Source organism: Catenulispora sp. GP43, from assembly GCF_041260665.1.
Taxonomy (GTDB): Bacteria; Actinomycetota; Actinomycetes; order Streptomycetales; family Catenulisporaceae; genus Catenulispora.
Genome location: NZ_JBGCCT010000014.1, coordinates 252,971 through 274,849 on the forward strand (window position 1 = coordinate 252,971; position 21,879 = coordinate 274,849).

Here is a 21,879-nt window from a genome sequence, read left to right on the forward strand (position 1 = left end):
GGTGCTGTGCCGTCAGTCCTTGGCGAAGACGAGCACGACGTTCTGGCCCCCGAATCCGAAGGAGTTGCTGATGGCGGCGTCGACCCGGGTGCGCAGGGCGGTCGTGACGACGTCGAGCTTGATCTCCGGATCCGGGCGGTTCAGGTTGCGGGTCGGCGGCAGCACGTCGTCGCGGACCGACAGCACGGTGAAGGCCGCCTCGACCGCGCCGGTGCCGCCGATCATGTGCCCGGTGCCGCCCTTGGTCGCGCTGACCAGGACGTGGTCGCCCAGCGCCGCGCTCAGGGCGGTCGCCTCGGCGGCGTCGCCGGTGAAGGTTCCGGTGGCGTGCGCGTTGACGTGCGCGATGTCGGCGGCGCTCAGGCGCGCGTCGTCCAGCGCGGCTCGCAGGGCCCTGATCTGGCCGGCCGGGTCCGGTGCGGTCATCGACAGCCCGTCGGAGCTCAGGCCGGCCCCGGCCAGCCGGGCGTACACCCGCGCGCCGCGGGCCCGGGCGTGCTCCTCGGACTCCAGCAGCATGGCGCCGGCGCCCTCGCCGAGGACGAAGCCGTCCCGGTCGGCGCCGAACGGCCGCAGGGCCCCCCGCGGGTCGTCGATCCGCTTGGACAGGGCCCGCATCTGGTCGAAGCAGGTCAGGCCGAGCCGGTGGATGATGGCGTCGGTCCCGCCGGCCAGCACCACGTCGGCGCGGCCGGAGCGGATCAGGGTCAGGCCCATGGCGATCGCCTCGGCCCCGGAAGCGCAGGCGCTCACCGGGGTGTGCACGCCGGCGCGGGCCGCCAGCTCGATCCCGATCGCCGCCGCCGCGCCGCTGCCCATCAGCATCGGCACGGAGAAGGCGCTGACCTTGTCGGCCCCGCGGGTGGCGATCACCTCGTCGTGCTCGAGCACGGTCAGCACCCCGCCGACCCCGCTGCCCACGACGACCGCCAGCCGCAGCGGATCGACCTCCGGTGTGCCGGCGTCCGCCCACGCCTCCCGCGCGGCGATCAGCGCGAGCTGCTGACTGCGGTCCAGCTTGCGCGCGGTCGCGTTCTTCAGGACCTCGGCCGGCTCGACCTTGACGCGGGCCGCCATCGGCACCGCGACCTGCTCCGTCCACGGCTCGGTCAGCCGTGCGGCGCCGCTGTCGCCGGCCAGCAGGGCCTGCCAGGTGCTGGACACATCGCCGCCCAGAGGCGTGGTCATCCCGAGACCGGTGACCACGACCCGGCGTTCTTCGCTCTGCCTCGTCACGGCGCCGACGCTATCCACGCCCCGGCCGTGCGCGGCACCGGCGACCGGCTGAATCAGGCCCCTACCAAAGGATGAGGCCGGGGCGGCCGACCGGCCGTTGTCCCGGCCCCGGGCGCGTCGGCAGGCTGGACGGCACGTCTGGTGTTTAAGGAGCTCAGCAGCATGCGATTGCCGTCCGGGCCGTGGTCGACCCTCGTCGACGTCTGTGTTTCCCGAGCCGCCGAGGACCCCGACCGCGGGTTCTTCTCCTACCTCCCCGACGGCCGTACCGTCGGCTCGTCGCTGACCGCCGGCGCGGTGGACCGGCAGGCCAGGGCGCTGGCGGTGGTGCTGCTGCGGCACGCCGACCCCGGCGACCGGGTCCTGCTGGCCTATCCGCCGGGCCTGGAGTTCATCGTCGGGTTCTACGGCTGCCTGTACGCCGGCATGATCGCGGTGCCGGTCCCGCCGGTGGAGATCGGCCGGCTGGGCGCCCGGAGCGACAAGGCGGAGGCGGTCCGCGGCAGCGCGCGGCCCAAGGTGTTCCTGACCACCGAGGCCGCGTTGGCCCGGCTGGACGGCGGCCGGGCCGTGCCGGCGCTGGCCGACCTGGTGTTCCTGGCCTCCGACACGGTGATCGGCCCGGACGCCGGCGAGCTGGCGCAGAAGTGGAGCGCGCCGCGGATCGAGCCGGACTCGGTCGCGTACCTGCAGTACTCCTCGGGGTCGACGGGCGTGCCCAAGGGCGTGATCCTCACCCATCGCAACGTGCTGCACAACCTGGAGCTCATCCGGGCCAACGCCTTCCGGGGCGCGCCGGCCGAGGGCGAGCGCACGGAGTCGAACGTGCTGTTCCTGCCGTTCTTCCACGACATGGGCCTGGTCAACGGCGTGCTCTCGCCGCTGTACCGGGACTACGAGGCCGTGCACCTGTCGCCGATGGCGTTCGTGCAGCGTCCCGTCAGCTGGCTGCGGGCCATCTCCGAGCGCGGCCGCGCGGTGAGCGTGGCCCCCAACTTCGCCTACGACCTGGCGGTGCGCCGGATCCCGGACGAGCAGGTCGCCGAGCTGGACCTGTCGGGCTGGCGGCTGGCCGGCTGCGGGGCCGAGCCGGTGCGGCCGCAGACCATCGACGCGTTCTGCGAGAAGTTCGCCGCCGCCGGGTTCTCCCGCTCGGCGTTCTACCCCTGCTACGGACTCGCCGAGTCGACGGTGATGGTCAGCGGTGGGCCGGCGCTGACCGAGCCGGTGGTGGTCGGCTTCGACGCCGAGCGGCTGGCGGCGGGCAAGGTGGTCCCGGCCTCCGCCGGCACCGGCGCCGACCGGGTCAGAACACTCGTGGGCTGTGGGCAGATCCAGGAGTCGGTGACGCTGCGGATCGTCGCGCCGCTGACCCGGCGGGTGTGCGCGCCCGACGAGATCGGCGAGATCTACATCGCCGGCCCCAGCGTCGGCGAGGGCTACTGGAACGCGCCGCGGCAGACCGCTGAGACCTTCGGCATCGAGCTGCCCGACGAGCCCGGCGTGCCGTTCCTGGCCACCGGCGACCTCGGATTCGTCCACGGCGGCCAGGTGTTCGTCACCGGCCGGCGCAAGGACGCGATCATCCTCAACGGGCTCAACTACTACCCGCACGACATCGAGGCCGCCGTGCGCGGAGCCCATCCGGCGCTGCGCGACGACCGCGGCTGCGCCTTCTCCGTCGACGACGGCAGCCAGGAGCGGCTGGTCGTGCTGGCCGAGGTGCAGCGCCGGTACCGGGTGGTGCGGGAGCCGGCGGCGCCGTCGCCCGAGACCGGGCAGGCCCCGCGGGAATCGACGCGTCCGACCGTGGACGCGTCCGAGATCGAGTCCGCGGTGGCCGCGGCGGTCGCCTCCGCGCAGGGCGTGCGGGTGGACGAGGTGGTGCTGGTCGCGGCCGGCGCCCTGCCCTACACCAGCAGCGCGAAGATCAAGCGCGCCGAATGCCGGAGCCGCTATATCGCCGCCCAACTCGAGCTCGCCTAAGCGAAACCGTCCCACTGACTACGTAAGGAACGCACCATGCGAGACAACGGAACCTCCCGGCGCAGCGGCTACGAATCGCTGCGGGCCGGCGGCCTGGACTGGGATTCGCTGCCGATGCGGCTGTTCGCCAAGGGCAACCGGAAGTTCTGGAACCCGGCGGACCTCGACTTCAGCCGCGACGCCGAGGACTTCGCCGCGCTGGATCCGCAGGCCAAGGAGATGGTCGCGATCATGTGCGCCCAGTTCGTCGCGGGCGAGGAGGCCGTCACCCAGGACATCCAGCCGTTCATGGCCGCCGTCTCCTCCGAGGGCCGGCTGGGCGACGAGATGTACCTGGCGCAGTTCTGCTTCGAGGAGGCCAAGCACGTCGAGGTCTTCCGCCGCTGGATGGACGCCGTCGGGCTGCGCGAGGACCTCAACGAGCTGGTCACCGGCAACCCCGGCTACCAGGAGATCTTCACCGTCGCGCTGCCCGAGGCGCTGGACAAGCTGCACCACGACCCGAGCCCGGCCAACCAGGTGCGCGCCTCGATCACCTACAACCACCTCATCGAGGGCACGCTGGCGCTCACCGGCTACTACACGTGGAACCGGTTCTGCACCGCGCGCGACATCTTCCCGGGCATGCGCCGGATCGTGGAGCTGATCGGCGACGACGAGCGGCGCCACATGGCGTGGGGCACCTACACCTGCCGCCGCCACGTCGCCGCCGACGCCGAGAACTGGACGATCGCGCAGGGCACCATGCGGGAGCTGATCCCGCACGCGCTGCGCCAGATCGACTTCGCCGCGCAGGCCTACCCGGCCGACCTGTTCGACATCGGCGTGAAGGAGATCCTGCTGTACGCGAGCAGCCGTCCGCGCCGGCGCCTCAAGGCCATCTCCTCGGCGCTGGCCGAGTCGGCGGCCGACGTCGAGCGGGACGTGGTGGCCGAGCGGCTCGAGGACGAGTTCGCCGAAGAGGACCGCCGCCAGGCCGCGGGTGCGCGTCGGTGACGCGGACAGAAGCCTTCGACTACGTCGTCGTGGGAGCCGGGGCGGCGGGCGCACCGCTGGCCGCCCGGCTCAGCGCCGACCCGGGCGCGACGGTGCTGGTCCTGGAGGCCGGGCCGGCCGACGACATGGCCTCGATCTCGGTACCCGCGCTGTTCCCCGCCCTGTTCGGCACCGCTGTCGACTGGGCCGACGAGACCGTCGCGCAACCGGAGCTGTCCGGCCGGCAGGTGTACTGGCCGCACGGCCGCACTCTCGGCGGCTCCTCGTCGATCAACGCCATGATGTGGGTGCCCGGCCAGCGGGCCGACTACGACGGCTGGGCCGAATCCGCCGGACCGACCTGGTCCTACGACGCGCTGCGCCCGATCCTGTCCCGCATCGGCTGCGACGACGACGCGCCGATGCGCGTGGCCGAGCTGCGCGATCCGGCACCGGTGACGTCGGCGTTCGTGGACGCCTGTGTGAAGGCCGGGATCCCGCTCGCCGAGGACGAGATCGGCTCGACCGCCGACGGTGTTCGGCCCACGATGGTCACACAGGACGGCGGCCGGCGGCGCAGCACGGCCGACGGATACCTGCGGCCCGCGACGGACCGGCCGAACCTGGTGGTGCGGCACGACGCGGCCGTGGAGCGGGTCGAGTTCGATGGCGACCAGGCCGTGGCGGTGCGGTATCTGGATACCGCCAGCGCCAGCACCGGCAGCACTGCCGAGGGCGCTACTTCCGAGGGCCGCACCATCACCGTCGCGGTCCGCCGCGAAGTGATCCTCTGCGCCGGCGCGATCGACTCACCCAGAATCCTGATGCTCTCCGGCGTCGGCCCCGCCGACCGCCTGCGCGAGCACAGGATCCCCGTGGTCGCCGACGCCCCGGAGGTCGGGCGCAATCTGCGCGACCACCTCGCCGCGATGCTGGTGGCAGAAGCCGCCGAGCCCGCCGTGGACCCGCGCCGCGACGCGCGCAGCTTCGGGCCGTTCCGTGCGGACGCCCGCGGGCCGCTGACCTCCAACCTCGGCGAGGCGTACGCCTTCGTGCGCAGCGATCCGGCGCTCGCCCACCCGGATCTGGAGCTGGTGCTGCTGACCGGGCAGTTCCTCGACGAGGGGCGCGTGCGGCCGCAGACCGCCGGCCACAGCGTCGCCGTGGTCCTGCTCCGGCCCGCCAGCCGTGGGCAGATCACGCTGCGGGACGCCGATCCTCGCTCCCGGCCGCTGATCGATCCCGGCTACCTGAGCGATCCGCGGGACCGCGAGGTGCTGGAGGCCGGGCTGCGCATCGCCGAGGAGGTGCTGGCCACCGAGCCGCTGGCCTCGGAGACCGGCGCGGCCACGCAGCCGGCGCTGCCGCCGGGCCCGGAGCGCCGCCGTGCCGCCGTGCAGAAGGCGCAGTCGCTCTATCACCCGGCCGGGACCTGCCGGATGGGGACCGACCCGGGCTCGGTCGTGGACGAACAGCTCCGGGTCCGCGGGGTCCGGAACCTGCGGGTGGCCGACGCCTCGGTCATGCCGGAGATCGTGCGCGGGCACACCGCCGCGCCGTCGATGCTCATCGGGGAGCGGGCCGCCGAGCTGATCGCGGCCGCGCGAAGGGAGTAGGGGCGATGCGTCGCACCGTCTACAACGAGGACCACGAAGCGTTCCGCAAGATGTTCCGCGACTTCCTGCAAGCGGAGGTCGTGCCCTACTACGCGGACTGGGAACGGGAGCGAAGGGTCCCGCGCTCGCTGTACCGGCGGCTGGGGGAGCTGGGTGTGTTCGGCATCCGCGCCCCGGTCGAATACGGCGGTGCGGGGGAGCGCTCCTATAAGTACAACGCGATCCTCACCGAGGAGACCACCAGGCTCGGCGTCGGACTGGGTGCCGCGGCGGTCCACTACAACCTGGTGCTCCCGTATCTGATGACCTTCACCGACGCCGCGCAGAAGGACCGGTGGCTGCCGCCGTTCATCAGCGGCGAGATGATGACCGCCATCGCGATGACCGAACCCGGCGCGGGCTCGGACCTCGCCGGGATCACCACCGTCGCGACCCCGTCCGACGACGGCACCCACTACGTGCTGCGCGGCTCCAAGACCTTCATCTCCGGCGGCGCACAAGCCGACCGGGTCCTGGTGGTGACCCGCATCGCCGGCGACGAACGGCGGGGCCTGTCGATCCTGTGCGTCGACGCCCACTCGCCCGGGTTCGCCGTCGGCCGGGGCCTGGAGAAGATCGGCCTGCACGCCCAGGACACTGTCGAGCTGTTCTTCGACGACGTGCGGGTCCCGGCGGAGGACCTGCTCGGCGTGGCCGGGCAGGGCTTCAAGTACCTGGTGCACAACCTCACCGAGGAACGGCTGACGATCGCCCTCGGGGCGACGGCCCAGGCCGCCGCCGCGGTCCGCTTCACCGTCGACTACGTCAAGGAACGCAAAGCGTTCGGCCGGGCCGTCGCCACGTTCCAGAACACGAAGTTCGTGCTCGCCGACTGCCTGTCCCGGGTGCAGGCCATGCAGGCGATGGGCGACCAGGCCCTCGAGCTGTTCGACGCCGGAGAGCTCAGCCCGGCCGACGCGGCCGCCCTCAAGCTGTTCGCCACGGAGACCGCCGGCCAGGTGATCGACCAGTGCCTGCAACTGCACGGCGGCTACGGCTTCGTGACCGAGTACCCGATCGCCCGGCTCTACACCGACACCCGGGTGTCCCGGCTCTACGGCGGCACCTCCGAGATCATGCGCGGCATCGTGGCCGACGACCTGCTTCACCGTCCTGACGCCGTATAGGGCCGGTATAGCGCTGCTTTCGACAGTAAGCATCTGGGGCGGAACAACCGAGGAGAACGAAGTGAGCACACAGCAGACCGAGCACGCGGCGGCCACCCACTCCGTGGTGCGCAACGACGAGGACCAGTACTCGATCTGGTGGCTCGGGCGCGAGCTCCCCGCGGGCTGGCACGCGGAGGGCTTCCAGGGCACCGAGGAGGCGTGCCTGGCGCACATCTCCGAAGTCTGGACGGACATGCGCCCGGCCAGCCTGCGCCGGCGCATGGAGCAGCAGAGTTGAGCCCGCTGCTGCCGGCCCGCGTCGCCGAGCAGGCGGCCCGGGTCCCGGGAGCGGTCGCCGTCGTGGACGGCGACCGCTCGTTCACCTATGCCGAGCTCCTCGCCGCCGCCGACAAGGTGGCCGACTCGCTGCGCGCCCGCGGCCTCGGCCCGGAGGACCGGGTCGGGGTGCTGCTGCCGCGCGGGCTCGATCTGGTCGTCGCGCTGCTGGGCGTGTGGCGGGCGTCGGCGGCCTATGTCCCGCTCGACCCGAGCCATCCCGGGGAGCGGATCCGGTGGATCGCCGGCGACGCCGGCGTGCGGGTGGTCCTGACCGCCGGCGCGCACGCCGACATCGTCGCCGCACCGCGCTTCGACTCCGCGGACGACGCCCCGGCCACGCTGCTGGTCGGCTCCGACGACCTTCTTCCGACCGGGGGACAGGCTGTCGGCCCGGTGTCGGACCTGGATGCGCAGAACGCCGCCTACGTGCTCTACACCTCCGGCTCGACCGGCCGGCCCAAGGGCGTCGTGGTGACGCACGCCGGGATCGCCAACTACGTCGACTGGCGCATCCGGACCCACGAGCTGGGCCCGGGCGATCGCGTGCTGCAACGCACGCCGATCGGCTTCGACGCCGCCGGCTGGGAGTTCTTCGCCCCGCTGGCTTCCGGCGCCACGCTGGTGGTCGCGCCGGACGGCGCCGAGCGCGACCCGGCCCGGATCGTGGCGGCGGTCGCGGACGCCGAGGCGACCGTCGTGCAGGTCGTGCCCTCGATCCTGCGGCTGCTGGCCGACGAGCCCGGATGGCCGGACTGCCGCAGCCTCAGGGTTCTGACAAGCGGCGGCGAGGCGCTGCACCACGAGGACCTGACCGCGGTGCCCGCCGGCGCGCAGGTGTTCAACACCTACGGGCCGACCGAGTGCACCATCGACGTCGCCGTGCACCGGTGCGACCGGGACACGGTGTCCGGTCCGGCGCCCATCGGGCGGCCGGTGTCCGGCGTGCGACTGCTGGTCCTGGACCACGGCGGCGAGCCGTGCCCGGTCGGCGTGCCCGGCGAGCTGTACGTCGGCGGCGTGGCGCAGGCCCGCGGCTACCAGGGCCGTCCGGACCTGACCGCGCAGCGCTTCGTCCCGGATCCCTACGGACCGGATGGCGGCCGGCTCTACCGCACGGGCGATCGCGTCCGGTGGCGCGAGGACGGCGAGCTGGAGTACCTGGGCCGGCTGGACCAGCAGGTGAAGGTCGGCGGCGTCCGCATCGAGCCGGGCGAGGTCGAGGCCGCGATCGCCGGCCACCCGGGAGTCCGGGCGGCGAGCGTGGGCACGGCGGCCGGGCCGGACGGCGCGGCCCGGCTGACGGCGCACTACATCGGCGACGTCGCACCCGCCGCGCTGCGCTCCTTCCTGCGCGAGCACCTGCCCGCGCCGATGATCCCCTCGGTGCTCACCTCGGTCGACAGCTTCCCGATGCTGTCCAACGGGAAAGTGGACCGCCAGGCGCTGGCGCGTCTGGCCCCCGAGCTCGTCGCGCGCCCGGCCTACCTGGCCCCGCGCACCGACGCCGAACTGGCCGTCGCAGAGGTCTGGCAAGACCTGCTCGAGGTGGAGAAGGTCGGCGCGGAGGACGACTTCTTCCAGCTCGGCGGCCACTCGCTGATGCTGACCCGGCTCGCCCAGCGGCTGGGCCGCGCCACCGGGACCGACATCGATCTGCAGAGCCTCTACACCCACACCACGGTCGCCGACCAGGCGCTGCTGGTGGCCGACACCGTTGATGCCGGCGGTGCCGACGCAGGGCTCGACGGCGCCAAGGCGCCGCAGATCATCTCTGTGCCCCATGACGGCCCGCAGCCCCTTTCGTTCGGGCAGCGGCGCATGTGGTTCCTGGACCGGCTGCGTCCGGGCAGCGGCGAGTACACCGTGCCGCTGTTCGTCCGGCTGATCGGCCGGACCGAGCCGGGCAAGGTTCACAGGGCCCTGATCCGCCTGGTCGAACGCCACGAGATCCTGCGCACCCGCTACGTGGCCGCCGACGGCGAGCCGCTCCAGGTCGTCGACCCGGCCGGGCCGGTCGAGCTGTGCACGAGCGAGAGCTCGAACGCCGCGGGCGAGATCAACGCGCAGATCTCCCTCGGCTTCGACCTGGCGGCCGGTCCGGTCTGGCGTGCGCTGCTGGTGCGCTCCGCGGACGGTCGCGGCAACGACCTGCTGTTGCTGACGCTGCACCACATAGCGTGCGACGGGTGGTCGGCGGTCGTGCTGGAACGCGATCTGCGCGCGCTGCTCGACGAGCAGGAGCAGGAGCAGGAGCAGGCTGTCGAGCCGGCGCCAGAACCAGAATCGGAGCCCGAGTCAGACCCAGAGCCGGCTCGGCTCCAGTACGCCGACTACGCGCTCTGGCAGCAGAAGTGGTACACCCCCGAGCGGGTCCAGCGCGGCGTGGAGGCCTGGCGGGACACGCTGTCCGGCCTGGAACCGCTCGTCCTGCCCGCGGACCGCCCGCGCCCGCCGGTCCGCGACGGGGCCGGCGCCCTGGTCGCCTTCGAGCTGCCCGCAGACACCGCCGAGGAGTTGGCCCGCATCGGCCGCGCGTGCGGAGCCACGCCGTTCACCGTGCTGGCGACCGGGCTCACCGCGCTGCTGGCGCGCCGCACCGGGACCTGGGACGTGGCCCTCGGGATGCCGACCGCGGGCCGGCTGCGCCCGGAGTCGCAGGACATCGTCGGGTTCTTCCTCAATTCCCTGGTCTTGCGGCCCCGGCTGCACCCCGGGGAGGACTTCGAGCGCTCGGTGCGGCGCGTCGAGCAGGCGCGGCGGTTCGCCCTGGCGCACCAGGACGTGCCTTTCGAGCGCCTCGTCGACGCCTACGGCGGCGAGCGGGACCTGTCCCGCACCCCGCTGTACCAGGTCGCGTTCGACCTGCACGACGCCGAGCTCACCGGCGGCCTGTCCGGCGCCGACGACCTGGACGCGATGCGCGAGGCCTGGCGGGTGGCCAAGACCGACCTGACCGTCTTCGCGCGCCGCCGGTCCGACGGCTCGTACGCCTTCGGCTTCGAATACGCCACGGCGCTGTTCGACCGCAGCACGATGGAGGAACTGGCCGAGCAGTTCGGCCTGCTGCTGTGCCGGCTCGCCGAGCGCCCCGACCTGCCGCTGCGCGACGTCGATCTGTTGTCGGCGGCCGAGCACCGGCAGTTCGACGCCTGGAACCGCACGGCGGCCGATTTCGGGCCCGGTTCTCCCCAGTCGACACAGACCACCTTGGAGCTCTTCGAGCGGCAGGCGGCCACCACCCCGCACGCGCCGGCCGTCGTCTATCAGGGCACGGCGATGACCTACCGCGAGACGGACGCGCGCGCGAACCAGTTCGCCGCGCTGCTGCGGGACTTCGGCGTACGCCGCGGCGACGCGGTCGGCGTCCTGCTCGGACGCGGGCTGGATCTGCATCCGGTGCTGTTCGGCGCCTGGAAGGCCGGCGCGGCCTACGTGCCGATCGACCCGCTCTTCCCCGCCGAGCGGATCGGGCACATGCTCGCCGACTCGCGGGCGAAGGTCCTCATCACCGAGTCGGAGTATCGCAGCCTGCTGCCGGAGTCCTTCGGCGGCGAGCTGATCAATATCGACATCGACCTGGACCGGGAACGCCTCCAGAGCCGGTCCGACGAGCGCGTCGGCCCGGGGGCGTCACCGCAGGACACCGCCTACGTCATCTACACCTCCGGTTCGACCGGCCGGCCCAAGGGGGTCCGGGTCCCGCATCGCGGCCTGGCCAACCACCTCCAGTGGGCGGTCCGCGATCTGGCCTCGCGCGGGACCACCGGCGCCCCGGTGTTCTCCTCGACCGCCTTCGACCTGGTGGTGCCGAACCTCTACGCGCCGCTGCTGGCCGGGCAGCCGGTGCACATGATGCCGCGCGACCTCCCGGTCGCCGACCTCGGCACCGTGCTGGCCGGCAGCGGGCCGTTCAGCTTCATCAAGCTCACCCCCGGCCATCTGGAGCTGCTGGCCCATCAGCTCAGCGACGCCGCCGCGGCCGCGCTGGCCCCGGTGATCGTGGTCGCCGGCGAGGCGCTGCCGGCCCGCCAGGCCGAGCACTGGCGCCGCCTGCTCGGCGACGGGAACCTGATCAACGAGTACGGACCCACCGAGAACTCGGTCGGCTCGACCATCCATCCGGTGGTCGGCGAGCCCGGACAGCCGGTGGTGCCGCTGGGCCGGCCGCTGCCCAACGTCACGGTGCACGTGCTGGACGAGAACCTGCACCGGATCCCGGTCGGGGCGGTGGGGGAGCTGTGCGTCGGCGGTGTCGGCGTCGCGGACGGGTACATCGGCGATCCGGCCAAGACGGCGGCGCGCTTCGTGCCCGATCCCTTCGGGCCGCCGGGATCTCGGCTCTACCGGTCCGGCGACCTGGCCAGGTTCGGGCCCGCCGGGGACGTCTCGTTCCTGGGCCGGATGGACGGCCAGCTCAAGGTGCGCGGCTACCGGGTGGAGACCGGCGAGATCGAGGCGGTGCTGCGCGAGCACCCCGGGGTGCGCGAGGCCGTGGTGGTCGCGGCGGGCGTCGGCGATGGTGCCGACTCCGGCTCTGTCCCCGACTTCGGCTCTGTCCCCGGCTCGGGCGATGTCCGGCTGCACGCCTACTACGTGCCCGCCGAGGCATCGGTCCTGGTCCCGCACCAGGAGCTCGCCGCCCACATCGGACGGCGGCTGCCGGACTACATGGTCCCCTCGGCGTTCGCCGCGCTGGAGGCGATCCCGCTCAACCGCAACGGCAAGGTGGACCGGCCGGCGCTGCCGCCGATCACCGCCGAGGCCGTCGACCGCGCCGAGGGCGACGTCCCGACCGGGCCGGTGCAGACCCGCATCGCGGCGATCTTCCTCGCGCTGCTCGGCGTCGACCCCGGCGCGGGCAGGGACTTCTTCGCCGCCGGCGGCAACTCGCTGGCCGCGGTGCGGCTGATCGCCCGCATCCAGGACGAGTTCGACGTCGACCTCCCGGTGCGGACCGTCTTCACCGGACCGACCGTCGCCGAACTCGCCGACGCGGTGCAGGACGCGATCGAGGCCGAGATCGGGGCCATGTCCGACGCCGAACTCGCGGCCGCCTATCAAGACCACCAAGAACAGTAAGAAGGGTTTGCCACGATGACCGGCGTTGAGACCTCCGCTGCGGACCAGCTGCGGGCCGAAGTGCTGCGCAAGCGGCTGGCCGGCGGCCGGGCGCCGCGTCCGGCCGGCAGCTCGCGGATCCCCCGGGCCGACCGCTCGCGGCCGCTGCCGCTGTCCTTCGGGCAGCAGCGGCTGTGGCTGATCGACCGGATCGACCCCGGTTCCACCGAGTACGTCGTCCCGCTGGCGCTGCGCCTGCGCGGCCGGCTGGACCCGGTGGCGTGGAACCGGGCGTGGCAGGAGGTCCTCGCGCGCCACGAAGTCCTGCGGACGCGGTACGTCGAGGACGGCGGCGAGCCGCGCCAGGTCATCGACCCGGCGCCGGCCGAGGCCGACATCGAGACCGTGGACGTCCGGGCGGCGGCCGATCCCGAGGCGATCGCGCACGAACTCGCCACCGTGCTCTCCTCGCGGCCCTTCGACCTGGCCGCCGACTGGCCGATGCGGGCCCTGCTGATCCGGCTCGGCGCCCAGGACCACGTGCTGGCGCTGTCCTGCCACCACGTCGCCCTGGACGGCTGGTCGATCGACATCCTGGTGCGCGAGCTGCGCGCGCTCTACCAGGCGAACGTCGCCGGCCGGCCGTCGCCGTTGCCGCAGTTGGCGATCCAGTACGCCGACTACGCCAAGTGGGAGCGCGAGACGCTGGCCCGCCGGGAGAGCTTCGCCTCGGCGCAGCAGTACTGGCGCGACCAGCTGGCCGGCGGCGAGCCGCTGGAGCTGCCGACCGACCGGCCGCGCCCGGCGCAGCGGGACTGGACCGGGCAGATGGTGCCCTTCGACGTCCCGGCGGAGCTCGCCGACCGGTTGCGGGCCGTGGGCCGCGAGCAGGACACCACGCTGTACGGCGTCCTGCTCGCCGCGTTCAACGTCCTGCTGCACCGGTACACCGGCAGCCGGGACATCAGCGTCGGCTCGCCGGTCGCCGGCCGGGGCCGTCCCGAGGTCTCGAACCTGATCGGGTTCTTCATCAACACCCTGGTGCTGCGCAACCGCTGGGACGGCGACCCGGTCTTCGCCGACCTGCTGCGCCAGACCGGCCGGACCGTGCACCAGGCCCTGGTCGGCCAGGAGGTCCCGTTCGAGCACCTGGTGCGCGAGCTGGCGCCGGAGCGCGACCCGGCCCGCTCGCCGCTGTTCCAGGTGATGCTCGGCCTGCGCAGCACCGGCGCCTACGAGGCCGACCTGGCCGGGCTGACCGTCAGCGAGTTCCCGATCGCCGCCAAGTCCTCGCGGTTCGACCTGACCGTGCTGGCCAGCGAGCACCCCGACGGCTCGCTCAACGGCGAGATCCTCTACCCGACGGCGCTGTTCGACCGCGAGACCGTGGAGCGGATGGGGCGCCACTACCTGGCCGTGCTGCGGGCCGTCGCCGAGGCGCCGCACCTGCCGCTGTCCCGGCTGTCGCTGCTGGACCAGGCGGAGACCGACCTGCTCCTCGGGGCCGCAGGCCTTGCCGACGATGCCGACCGGCCGCGCGGCGACACCTTCGACCACGGCGTGCGCGCCACCGTGCACGAGCTCTTCGAAGCCCAAGTCGCCCGCACCCCGGACGCGACCGCGATCGTGGTGGACGGCGAGGGCGCCGGCATCGTCGAGCTCAGCTACGCGCAGCTGAACGAGCGCGCCAACCGGATCGCGCACCGGCTGCGCATGCTGGGCGCCGGTCCCGAGAAGATGATCGGCCTGTGCCTGGAACGCGGCGAACATCTGGTTCCCGCGCTGCTCGGCATCCTGAAATCAGGGGCCGGATACCTGCCGCTGGACCCGGCGGCCCCGGCCGACCGGCTGGGCTACATCATCGGCGACGCCGCCGCGCCCATCGTGGTCACCCAGCAACTGCGCGCGGAGAAGATCGCCGGCGTGCACACCGGCGACGTGCTCGTCCTGGACGAGGAGGACCTGGAAAGCCTTCCGGCGGCCAATCCGGAGCCGCTGTCCGGACCGGACAACCTGATCTACACGATCTACACCTCCGGATCGACCGGCAAGCCCAAGGGCGTCGTCCTCACCCACGCCAACGTGGCGCGGCTGCTGTCCGGCGCCGAGCGCCACTACGGCTTCGCCTCCGACGACGTCTGGCCGCTGTTCCACTCCTACGCCTTCGACGTCTCGGTGTGGGAGCTGTGGGGCTCGCTGCTGTACGGCGGCAAGCTCGTCGTCGTCCCGGCCTCGGTCACCCGCTCGCCGAGCGACTTCCTGGACGTGCTGGTCCGCCACCGCGTCACCTTCCTGAACCAGACGCCGTCAGCGTTCCGCGCCTTGGTTTCAGCCGCGGCCGACAACGATCCCCGCATCGGGGACCTGGCGCTGCGCGCGGTGGTGTTCGCCGGCGAGAAGCTGGAGATGCCCGAACTCAAGCCGTGGATCGACCGGCGCGGCCTGGACGCCCCGCGCTTGTACAACATGTACGGGATCACCGAGACCACGGTGCACTCCACCTTCTACCGCGTCGCAGAGGCCGACCTCGCCCCCAGCGCCCCCAACGCGATCGGCTACCCGCTCGCAGACTTGCGCATCTACCTGCTCGACGGCGACGGGAACCTGGCGCCGATCGGCGTGCCCGGCGAGATCTACGTCGGCGGGCCCGGCGTGGCGCGCGGCTACGCCAACCGTCCCGACCTGACCGCCGCGCGCTTCGTGCCGGACCCGTTCGGCCGCCCCGGCGCCCGGCTCTACCGCAGCGGCGACATCGCCCGCCGCCGCGCCGACGGCTCGCTGGAGTTCCTGGGCCGCGCCGACCACCAGGTGAAGATCCGCGGCTACCGCGTCGAGCTCGGCGAGATCGAGGCGGCGGTGGCCGCCGCGCCCGGGCTGCGCGACGCGGTGGTCATCGTCCGCGAGGACACCCCAGGGGACAAGCGGCTGGTGGCCTACGTCGTGCCCGAAACAGGTGCGGACGCCGATGCCAAGGGCGATGCGGAGCCCGGCGAGCTGGTCGCGCGGCTGCGTGCCGCCGCCGAAGCGGTGCTGCCCTCGTACATGATCCCCTCGGCGTTCGTGACGGTGCCCGCGCTGCCGCTGACCGTCAACGGCAAGCTCGACCGGCGCGCGCTGCCCGCCCCCGACGGCGCCGCCCTTGCCGTCAGCGCCCAGTACGTCGCGCCGCGCACCGGAGACGAGGAGCGGATCGCCCGGATCTGGAGCGAGGTCCTGGGCGTGGAGCGCGTCGGCGTCGAGGACGGGTTCTTCGAACTCGGCGGGGACTCGGTGCTCGCGGTCTCGCTGACCGGGACGATGCGCGCGGCCGGATTCGACGTGACGGTCAAGGACGTCTTCGAGCGGCGCACCATCGCGCAGCTGTGCGCGCACCTGGCCGGCCTGGAGCCGCTGACCGGGCAGCGGCCGGCCGTCGAGCCGTTCGCGCTGCTCGCCGAGCAGGACCGGGCGCGCGTTCCGGCCGGCATCGTGGACGCCTACCCGGTCTCCGGTGTGCAGCTGGGAATGGTGGCCGAGATGCTCGCCGACTCCGGCGAGCGGAACTACCACAACGTCACCTCGATGAAGATCGACGACGACGCGCCCTTCGACGCGGAGGCCTTCCTGCGCGCCGCCCGGACCGTGGTCGAGCGGCACGAGAACCTGCGGACCTCCTTCGACCTCGACGGCTACTCCCGTCCCCTGCAACTGGTGCATGAGAGCGCTGAGATCAGCGCCGACGTCCTGGACCACCGCGGGCTGGAGCCCGCCGGACGGCTCGACGCGGTCCGGGCCTGGATGGTGCGCGAGCGCGACCTGCCCTTCGACCTGGCCCGGCCCTCGCTGATCCGGCTGGCCGCGCACCTCACCGGCGACACGGGAGAGGCGGGAACCGGCGAGCACACCTGGTGGCTGACCATCACCGAGTGCCACGCTGTGCTCGAAGGGTGGAGCTACCACCAGATGCTGATGGAGATCGTCGACCTGTTCGGGGCGTTCCGCGCCGGGCGCGAGCCCGAGCCCGAACCGGCGCCGGCCGTGCGCTACGCCGACTTCATCGCCGCCGAACTGGAGTCGCTGGCCGGCGGCCAGGACGCGGCCTACTGGGCCCGGATCGTCGGGGAGCACCCGGCGTTCCGCCTCCCGGACACCTGGGGCGCCGACCCGGCCACCCCGCGCGAGACCTACCGGACCGGGGTGTCCTACCTGGACCTGCTGCCGCAGATCAAGGGCTTCGCGGCCCGCGCCCGGGTGTCGGTGAAGGCGGTGCTGCACGCCGTCCATCTCAAGGTCATGTCGATGATCACCCCGGAGGACCGCTTCTTCTCCGGCCTGGTCTGCGACGCGCGGCCGGAGGCGGTCGGCGCCGACCGGGTCTACGGCATGTACCTGAACACCGTCCCGTTCCCGTTCGAGCGCGCCTCGGGGACCTGGGCCGAGCTGGTGCGGCAGGTGTTCGCCGCGGAGATCGACCTGTGGCCGCACCGCCGCCACCCCATCTCGGCGATCCAGCGGGCCGCAGGCGGCGGGCGGATGATCGACGCCTACTTCAACTTCATCGACTTCCACGTGGTCGACGCCGAGCGCGTGGACTACCTCAAGACGATGGACATCAGCCCCAACGAGTTCTCGCTGCGGGTCACCACCCAGGCCAAGCACTTCTCGGTCACCGTCAACACCCACGTCATCAGCAAGGCCGATGCCGACCGGCTGGCCGGGATGTACCGCGCGGTTCTGGAGGCGATGCTCGCCGATCCGGACGGCGACGCGACCGCCGTCCCGCTGGCCGCCGCCGATCTGCGGGTGCTCGACGCGCTGACCGCCGGGCCGCTGGAGAAGTCGCGGCGGCCGCTGGCGCCCGCCGCGTTCGACGCGATGGTCGCCGAACGCCCCGACGACATCGCAGTGGTCTGTGTTGCTGATGCCGATGCCGACGGTGAGCAGCTCGGGTACGGCGCGCTGGGCCACCGCGCCCACCGCGTCGCGCAGGAACTGCGGCGGCGCGGGGTCGGCCGCGGGGACGTGGTCGCGGTCTCCATGCGGCGCTCCCCGGCGATGGTCGCGGCCCTGCTGGGGGTGTGGAAGGCCGGAGCGGCCTACCTGCCCCTGGACGCCGGGCTGCCCGCCGACCGGGTCGACTACATGCTCGCCGACTCCGGCGCGCGCTTCGTGCTCGATGACGACGCCGTCGAGGCACTGGCCGGCAAGCCGGCCTCGCCGCTGGCCCCGGTGGTCCCGCAGGCCTTCTCCGACGAGGACCTGGCCTACGTGCTCTACACCTCCGGCTCCACCGGCCGGCCCAAGGGCGTCGAAGTCAGCCACGGCGCCTTGGCGAACCTGCTGGCCGCCATGCGCGAACTGGCCGGCGCCGGCACCTGGCTGGCCTCGACCGCGCTGTCCTTCGACATCTGCGGCCTGGAACTGTTCGCCCCGCTGACCGCCGGCGGACGGATCGTGCTGGCCGCCGACGCCCAGCTGCGCGACGGCGCCGAGCTGGTCCGGCTGGTCGCCGAGCACGGCGTGGACCACGTGCAGGCCACGCCTTCGGGCTGGAAGATGCTGCTGGCCGCCGGATTCGACGGGCCCTCGGTGACCGCGCTGTGCGGCGGCGAGGCGCTGCCGCTGGACCTGGCCCGCCAGATCCGCGGCCGGGTCGGCCGGCTGTTCAACGTGTACGGACCCACCGAGACCACCATCTGGTCCACTGCCTGGGAGGTGCCGGAGCGGCCGGAGCGGGTCGTCATCGGCGCCCCGGTCGCCGACACCCGGCTGCGGGTGCTGGACTCGCGCGGCAGCCGGGTCCCGGTCGGCGTCGTCGGCGAACTCGTCGTCGGCGGCGCGGGTGTGGCCCGCGGCTACCACGGGCAGCCGGGGCTCACCGCGTCCCGGTTCGTGCCGGCCGAGGCCGGGGGCCGCGAGTACCGCACCGGGGACCTGGTCCGGGTCGGCAAGGACGGTGAGATCGAGTTCCTCGGCCGCGCCGACCACCAGGTGAAGGTGCGCGGGCACCGCATCGAGCTCGGCGAGATCGAGGCGACGCTGCGCAGGGCGCCGGGCGTGCGCGACGTCGTGGTCGTGGCCCGCGGCGCGCAGGACAAGACGCTGGTCGGTTACGTCGTGGGCGCCGACTACGCGTTCGACGGCCTGCCCGAGTTCGCCGCCGACGCGCTGCCCTCCTCCATGACCCCCTCGGTCTTCGTCGCGATGGAGGCGTTCCCGCTCAACACGGCGGGCAAGATCGACCGCCTGGCGCTGCCCGAGCCCGATGTCGCCGCCACCGAGCAGTACGCCGCGCCCAGCGGCGCCGACGAGGAACGCATAGCCCTGATCTGGCGCCAGGCCCTGGACGTGCCGCTGGTCGGCGCCCTCGACGGGTTCTTCGAGCTCGGCGGCGACTCGATCAAGGCGATCGGCCTGGTCGGCGCGCTGCGCGCGGCCGGCTACGACGCCTCGGCCCGGGACGTGTTCGAGCACTCCACCGTGCGCGCGCTGGCGGCCCGGCTCAGCGGCCGCCCCGCGCCGCGGGAGTCCGCCGGTCCGGTCGAGCCGTTCGCCCTGGCGCCGCGCGGCGTGACGCTGCCGGACGGCACCGTGGACGCCTACCCGCTGTCGATGGTGCAGCTCGGCATGGCCGCCCAGATGCTCTCCGGCGCCGACAACAGCCGCTACCACTCGGTGACCGCGTTCCCGGTCAACGACGGCGTCCCGTTCGACGAACAGGCGCTGCGCCGGGCGGCGGCGGTGGTCGTGGCCCGGCACGAGATCCTGCGCACCTCCATCGAGCTGACTGCGTACGGCACGCCGCTGCAACTGGTGCACGCGCACGCCGAGTTCCCGATCGATGTCAGGGACCTGCGAGGGTCCGACGCCGCAGCGGTGAGCGCTGCGATGCGCGAGCACGCGGCCGAGGAGCGCGCGCGGCCCATGACGCTCACCGACGTGCCGTTGGTGCGCCTGACGGCCTCGGTCGTCGACGACGGCACCTGGTGGCTGACGTTCTCCTTCTGCCACGCCGTCCTGGAGGGCTTCAGCCAGCACACGCTGACCGCCGAGCTGCTGCGCGCCTACGCGACCCTGCGCGACGGCGGTGAGCTCGAACCCTGGCAGGCCCCCGCGGTGCGCTTCGCGGACTTCATCGCCGCCGAGCTGGCTTCGCTGGCCTCGCAGGAGGACCGCGCCTACTGGGCGTCCGCGGTCGCCGACCGGCGCTCGGCGGCCCTGCCCGCCGGCTGGCAGGACAGCGGATCGCCGAGGTCTGACTACCTGCGGCGCGTCCCCTTCGAGGACCTGCGTCCCGGACTGACCGTGCTGGCGCTGCGCTCGCGCACCTCGCTCAAGAGCGTCCTGCACGCGGCGCATCTGAAAGTGATGAGCGCGCTGGTCGGCGAGGAGCCGTTCTTCGACGGGCTGGTCTGCGACGGCCGGGTCGAGGCGGTCGGCGCGGACCGGGTCCCCGGCATGTACGTCAACTCCGTGCCGTTCGCGTTCGACGGCATCACCGACGGCAGCAGCTGGACCGATCTGGTCCGGACGGTGTTCGCCCGCGAGGTCGAGCTGTGGCCGCACCGGCGGCACCCGCTGCCGGAGATCGCCCGCGCGGCCGGGGACAGCCGGCTGCTGTCCGTCCTGTTCAACTACCTGGACTTCAGCGGCTTCTCCTCCGGCCTGGTCGACGCCGCCGAGGCGATCGGCGGCGGCGCGACCGAGTTCGACCTGGCCGTCACCACCGGCGGCGGCCAGATCACCCTGGCCACGCACACCGGCGTGCTCTCGGTGCGCAACGGCGACCGGCTGGCGCAGATGTACCGCGCCGTGCTGGAGGCGATGGCCGCCGACCCGGACGGCGACGCGTGCGCCGCCTGCCTGCCGGACGGCGAGCGCCAGGCCGCCACGGCCGCCGTCGGGCCGCTCTTCGACTACGGCCCCGGCGTCCTGGAGACCATCGAGCGCCAGGTCCGGGCCACCCCCGACGCGGACGCGGTGATCTTCCGGCCCTCCGGGCAGGCCGACGAGGAGCGGATCAGCTACGCCGAGCTCGACGCGCGGGCCAGTGCGCTGGCCGGCCGGTTGCGGGAGCTGGGCATCGCCGCGGAGTCCACGGTCGGCGTGGTGCTCGGCCGCACCCCCGAGGTGCTGGTCGCGTTCCTGGGCGTGTGGAAGGCCGGCGGCGCCTACGTGCCCATCGACCCCGCGCTGCCGCAGGACCGCGTCGAGTACATGCTCACCGACTCCCGGGCCGCCGCGGTGGTCACGCTGGACCGGCACCGGGACCGGCTCGGCGCCTTCGCCGGACCGGTGGTCGACCTCGCCGCTCTGGAGCCGGGGACGTCGATGCCGATGCCGATGCCGACGCCGACGCCGACCGAAAACGGCGCGGATCTGGACCCTGATTCGGTCGCCTACGTGATCTACACCTCGGGCTCCACCGGCCGGCCCAAGGGCGTGCAGACGACGCACCGCGGCCTGTCCACCTACCTGGGCTTCGCCGTCGAGCAGTACGCCGGCACCCCGGGTGGCGCGCCGCTGCTGTCCTCGCCGTCGTTCGACATGGTGGTGACGATCCTGTTCGCGCCGCTGATGACCGGCGCGCCGGTGACCGTCTTCGACGAGCAGACCCCGATCGAGGACCTGGGCCTGCTGCTGCTGGAGTCCGGGCCGTTCAGCTTCATCAAGCTCGCACCCACGCTGCTGGACCTGCTGTCCGGCCAGCTCGGCCCGCGCCAGGCGGCGGAGGTCGCGGCGGTGGCGGTGGCCGGCGGCGAGGTCTTCGACACCGGGCTGGCCCGGCGCTGGGCCCGGCTGGCCAAGGGCGCGCGCGACGGCCGGACGGTGCGGATCGTCAACGAGTACGGGCCCACCGAGATCACCGTCGGGAACAGCACGCACACCGCCGACGGCACCGAGGACGGCGACCAGCTGCCGATCGGCCTGCCGATGCCGAACACCAGCATGTACGTGCTCGACCGGCACCTGGAACCGGTGCCGGCCGGCGTGGTCGGCGAGATCCACGTCGGCGGCGAGGGGCTGGCCCGCGGCTACGCGCACCTGCCGGGCCGCACCGCGGCGGCGTTCGTGCCCAACCCGTACGGCCCGCCCGGATCGCGGCTCTACCGCACCGGCGACCGGGCCCGGATGCTGGCCGACGGCGAGTTCGAGTTCGTGGAACGCCGCGACGACCAGGTGAAGGTGCGCGGCTACCGGATCGAGCTCGGCGAGGTCGAGGCCGCGCTGGCCGGCTGCGGCGGCGTGCGCCGCGCCGTGGTCACCACCCGCGGCGACGGCGGTGCCAGGGAACTGATCGGCTATGCGAGCCCGGAGCGCGGCGCGGTCCTGTCCGGTCCCGCGCTGCGGGCCGAGCTGGCCTCCCGGCTGCCCGCCTACATGGTGCCGGCGTTCGTCGTCCCGGTCGCGGCCATCCCGGTGACCGCCAACGGCAAGGTCGACCGCGCCGCGCACGAAGCGGCGACGACGATGGGCATGGACGTGTTCGCCGAGCGTGCCCGCCGGGAACTGCTAGCCACCGGCGAGACGGTCCGCAAGCG

The 21,879-nt window shown here is 73.3% G+C and carries 8 protein-coding genes; 7 read left to right on the forward strand and 1 reads right to left on the reverse strand.

What is annotated here, in order from left to right; translation table 11 throughout:
• Positions 1-12 precede the first annotated feature (12 nt).
• On the reverse strand, positions 13-1,236 hold the full coding sequence (locus ABH926_RS27795) for a beta-ketoacyl synthase (RefSeq protein WP_370368746.1): 1,224 nt from the start codon (positions 1,234-1,236) through the stop codon (positions 13-15).
• Positions 1,237-1,398: 162 nt separating this feature from the next.
• Here ABH926_RS27795 and ABH926_RS27800 point away from each other — a divergent pair, with 162 nt between their 5' ends.
• From ABH926_RS27800 to ABH926_RS27830, 7 genes are all read left to right on the forward strand, one after another.
• On the forward strand, positions 1,399-3,222 hold the full coding sequence (locus ABH926_RS27800; protein ID WP_370368748.1) for a fatty acyl-AMP ligase: 1,824 nt from the start codon (positions 1,399-1,401) through the stop codon (positions 3,220-3,222).
• 36 nt (positions 3,223-3,258) lie between these two features.
• The gene (locus ABH926_RS27805; protein ID WP_370368749.1) at positions 3,259-4,218 is read left to right on the forward strand and encodes a R2-like ligand-binding oxidase; all 960 of its coding nucleotides are present in this window, start codon (positions 3,259-3,261) and stop codon (positions 4,216-4,218) included.
• Positions 4,215-5,813, forward strand: a complete 1,599-nt coding sequence (locus ABH926_RS27810; protein ID WP_370368750.1) for a GMC family oxidoreductase — start codon at positions 4,215-4,217, stop codon at positions 5,811-5,813. The genes ABH926_RS27805 and ABH926_RS27810 overlap by 4 nt, the downstream gene beginning before the upstream one ends.
• A 5-nt stretch (positions 5,814-5,818) precedes the next feature.
• Positions 5,819-6,979 (forward strand): acyl-CoA dehydrogenase family protein, encoded by a 1,161-nt coding sequence (locus ABH926_RS27815; RefSeq protein WP_370368751.1) that lies wholly within the window; start codon positions 5,819-5,821, stop codon positions 6,977-6,979.
• 61 nt (positions 6,980-7,040) lie between these two features.
• Positions 7,041-7,259, forward strand: coding sequence for an MbtH family protein (locus ABH926_RS27820; RefSeq protein ID WP_370368752.1), 219 nt, complete (start codon positions 7,041-7,043; stop codon positions 7,257-7,259).
• On the forward strand, positions 7,256-12,379 hold the full coding sequence (locus ABH926_RS27825) for an amino acid adenylation domain-containing protein (protein WP_370368753.1): 5,124 nt from the start codon (positions 7,256-7,258) through the stop codon (positions 12,377-12,379). The genes ABH926_RS27820 and ABH926_RS27825 overlap by 4 nt, the downstream gene beginning before the upstream one ends.
• Positions 12,380-12,394: 15 nt before the next feature.
• The coding region (locus tag ABH926_RS27830) for an amino acid adenylation domain-containing protein (RefSeq protein ID WP_370368754.1) at positions 12,395-21,879 on the forward strand (9,485 nt) is incomplete at its 3' end.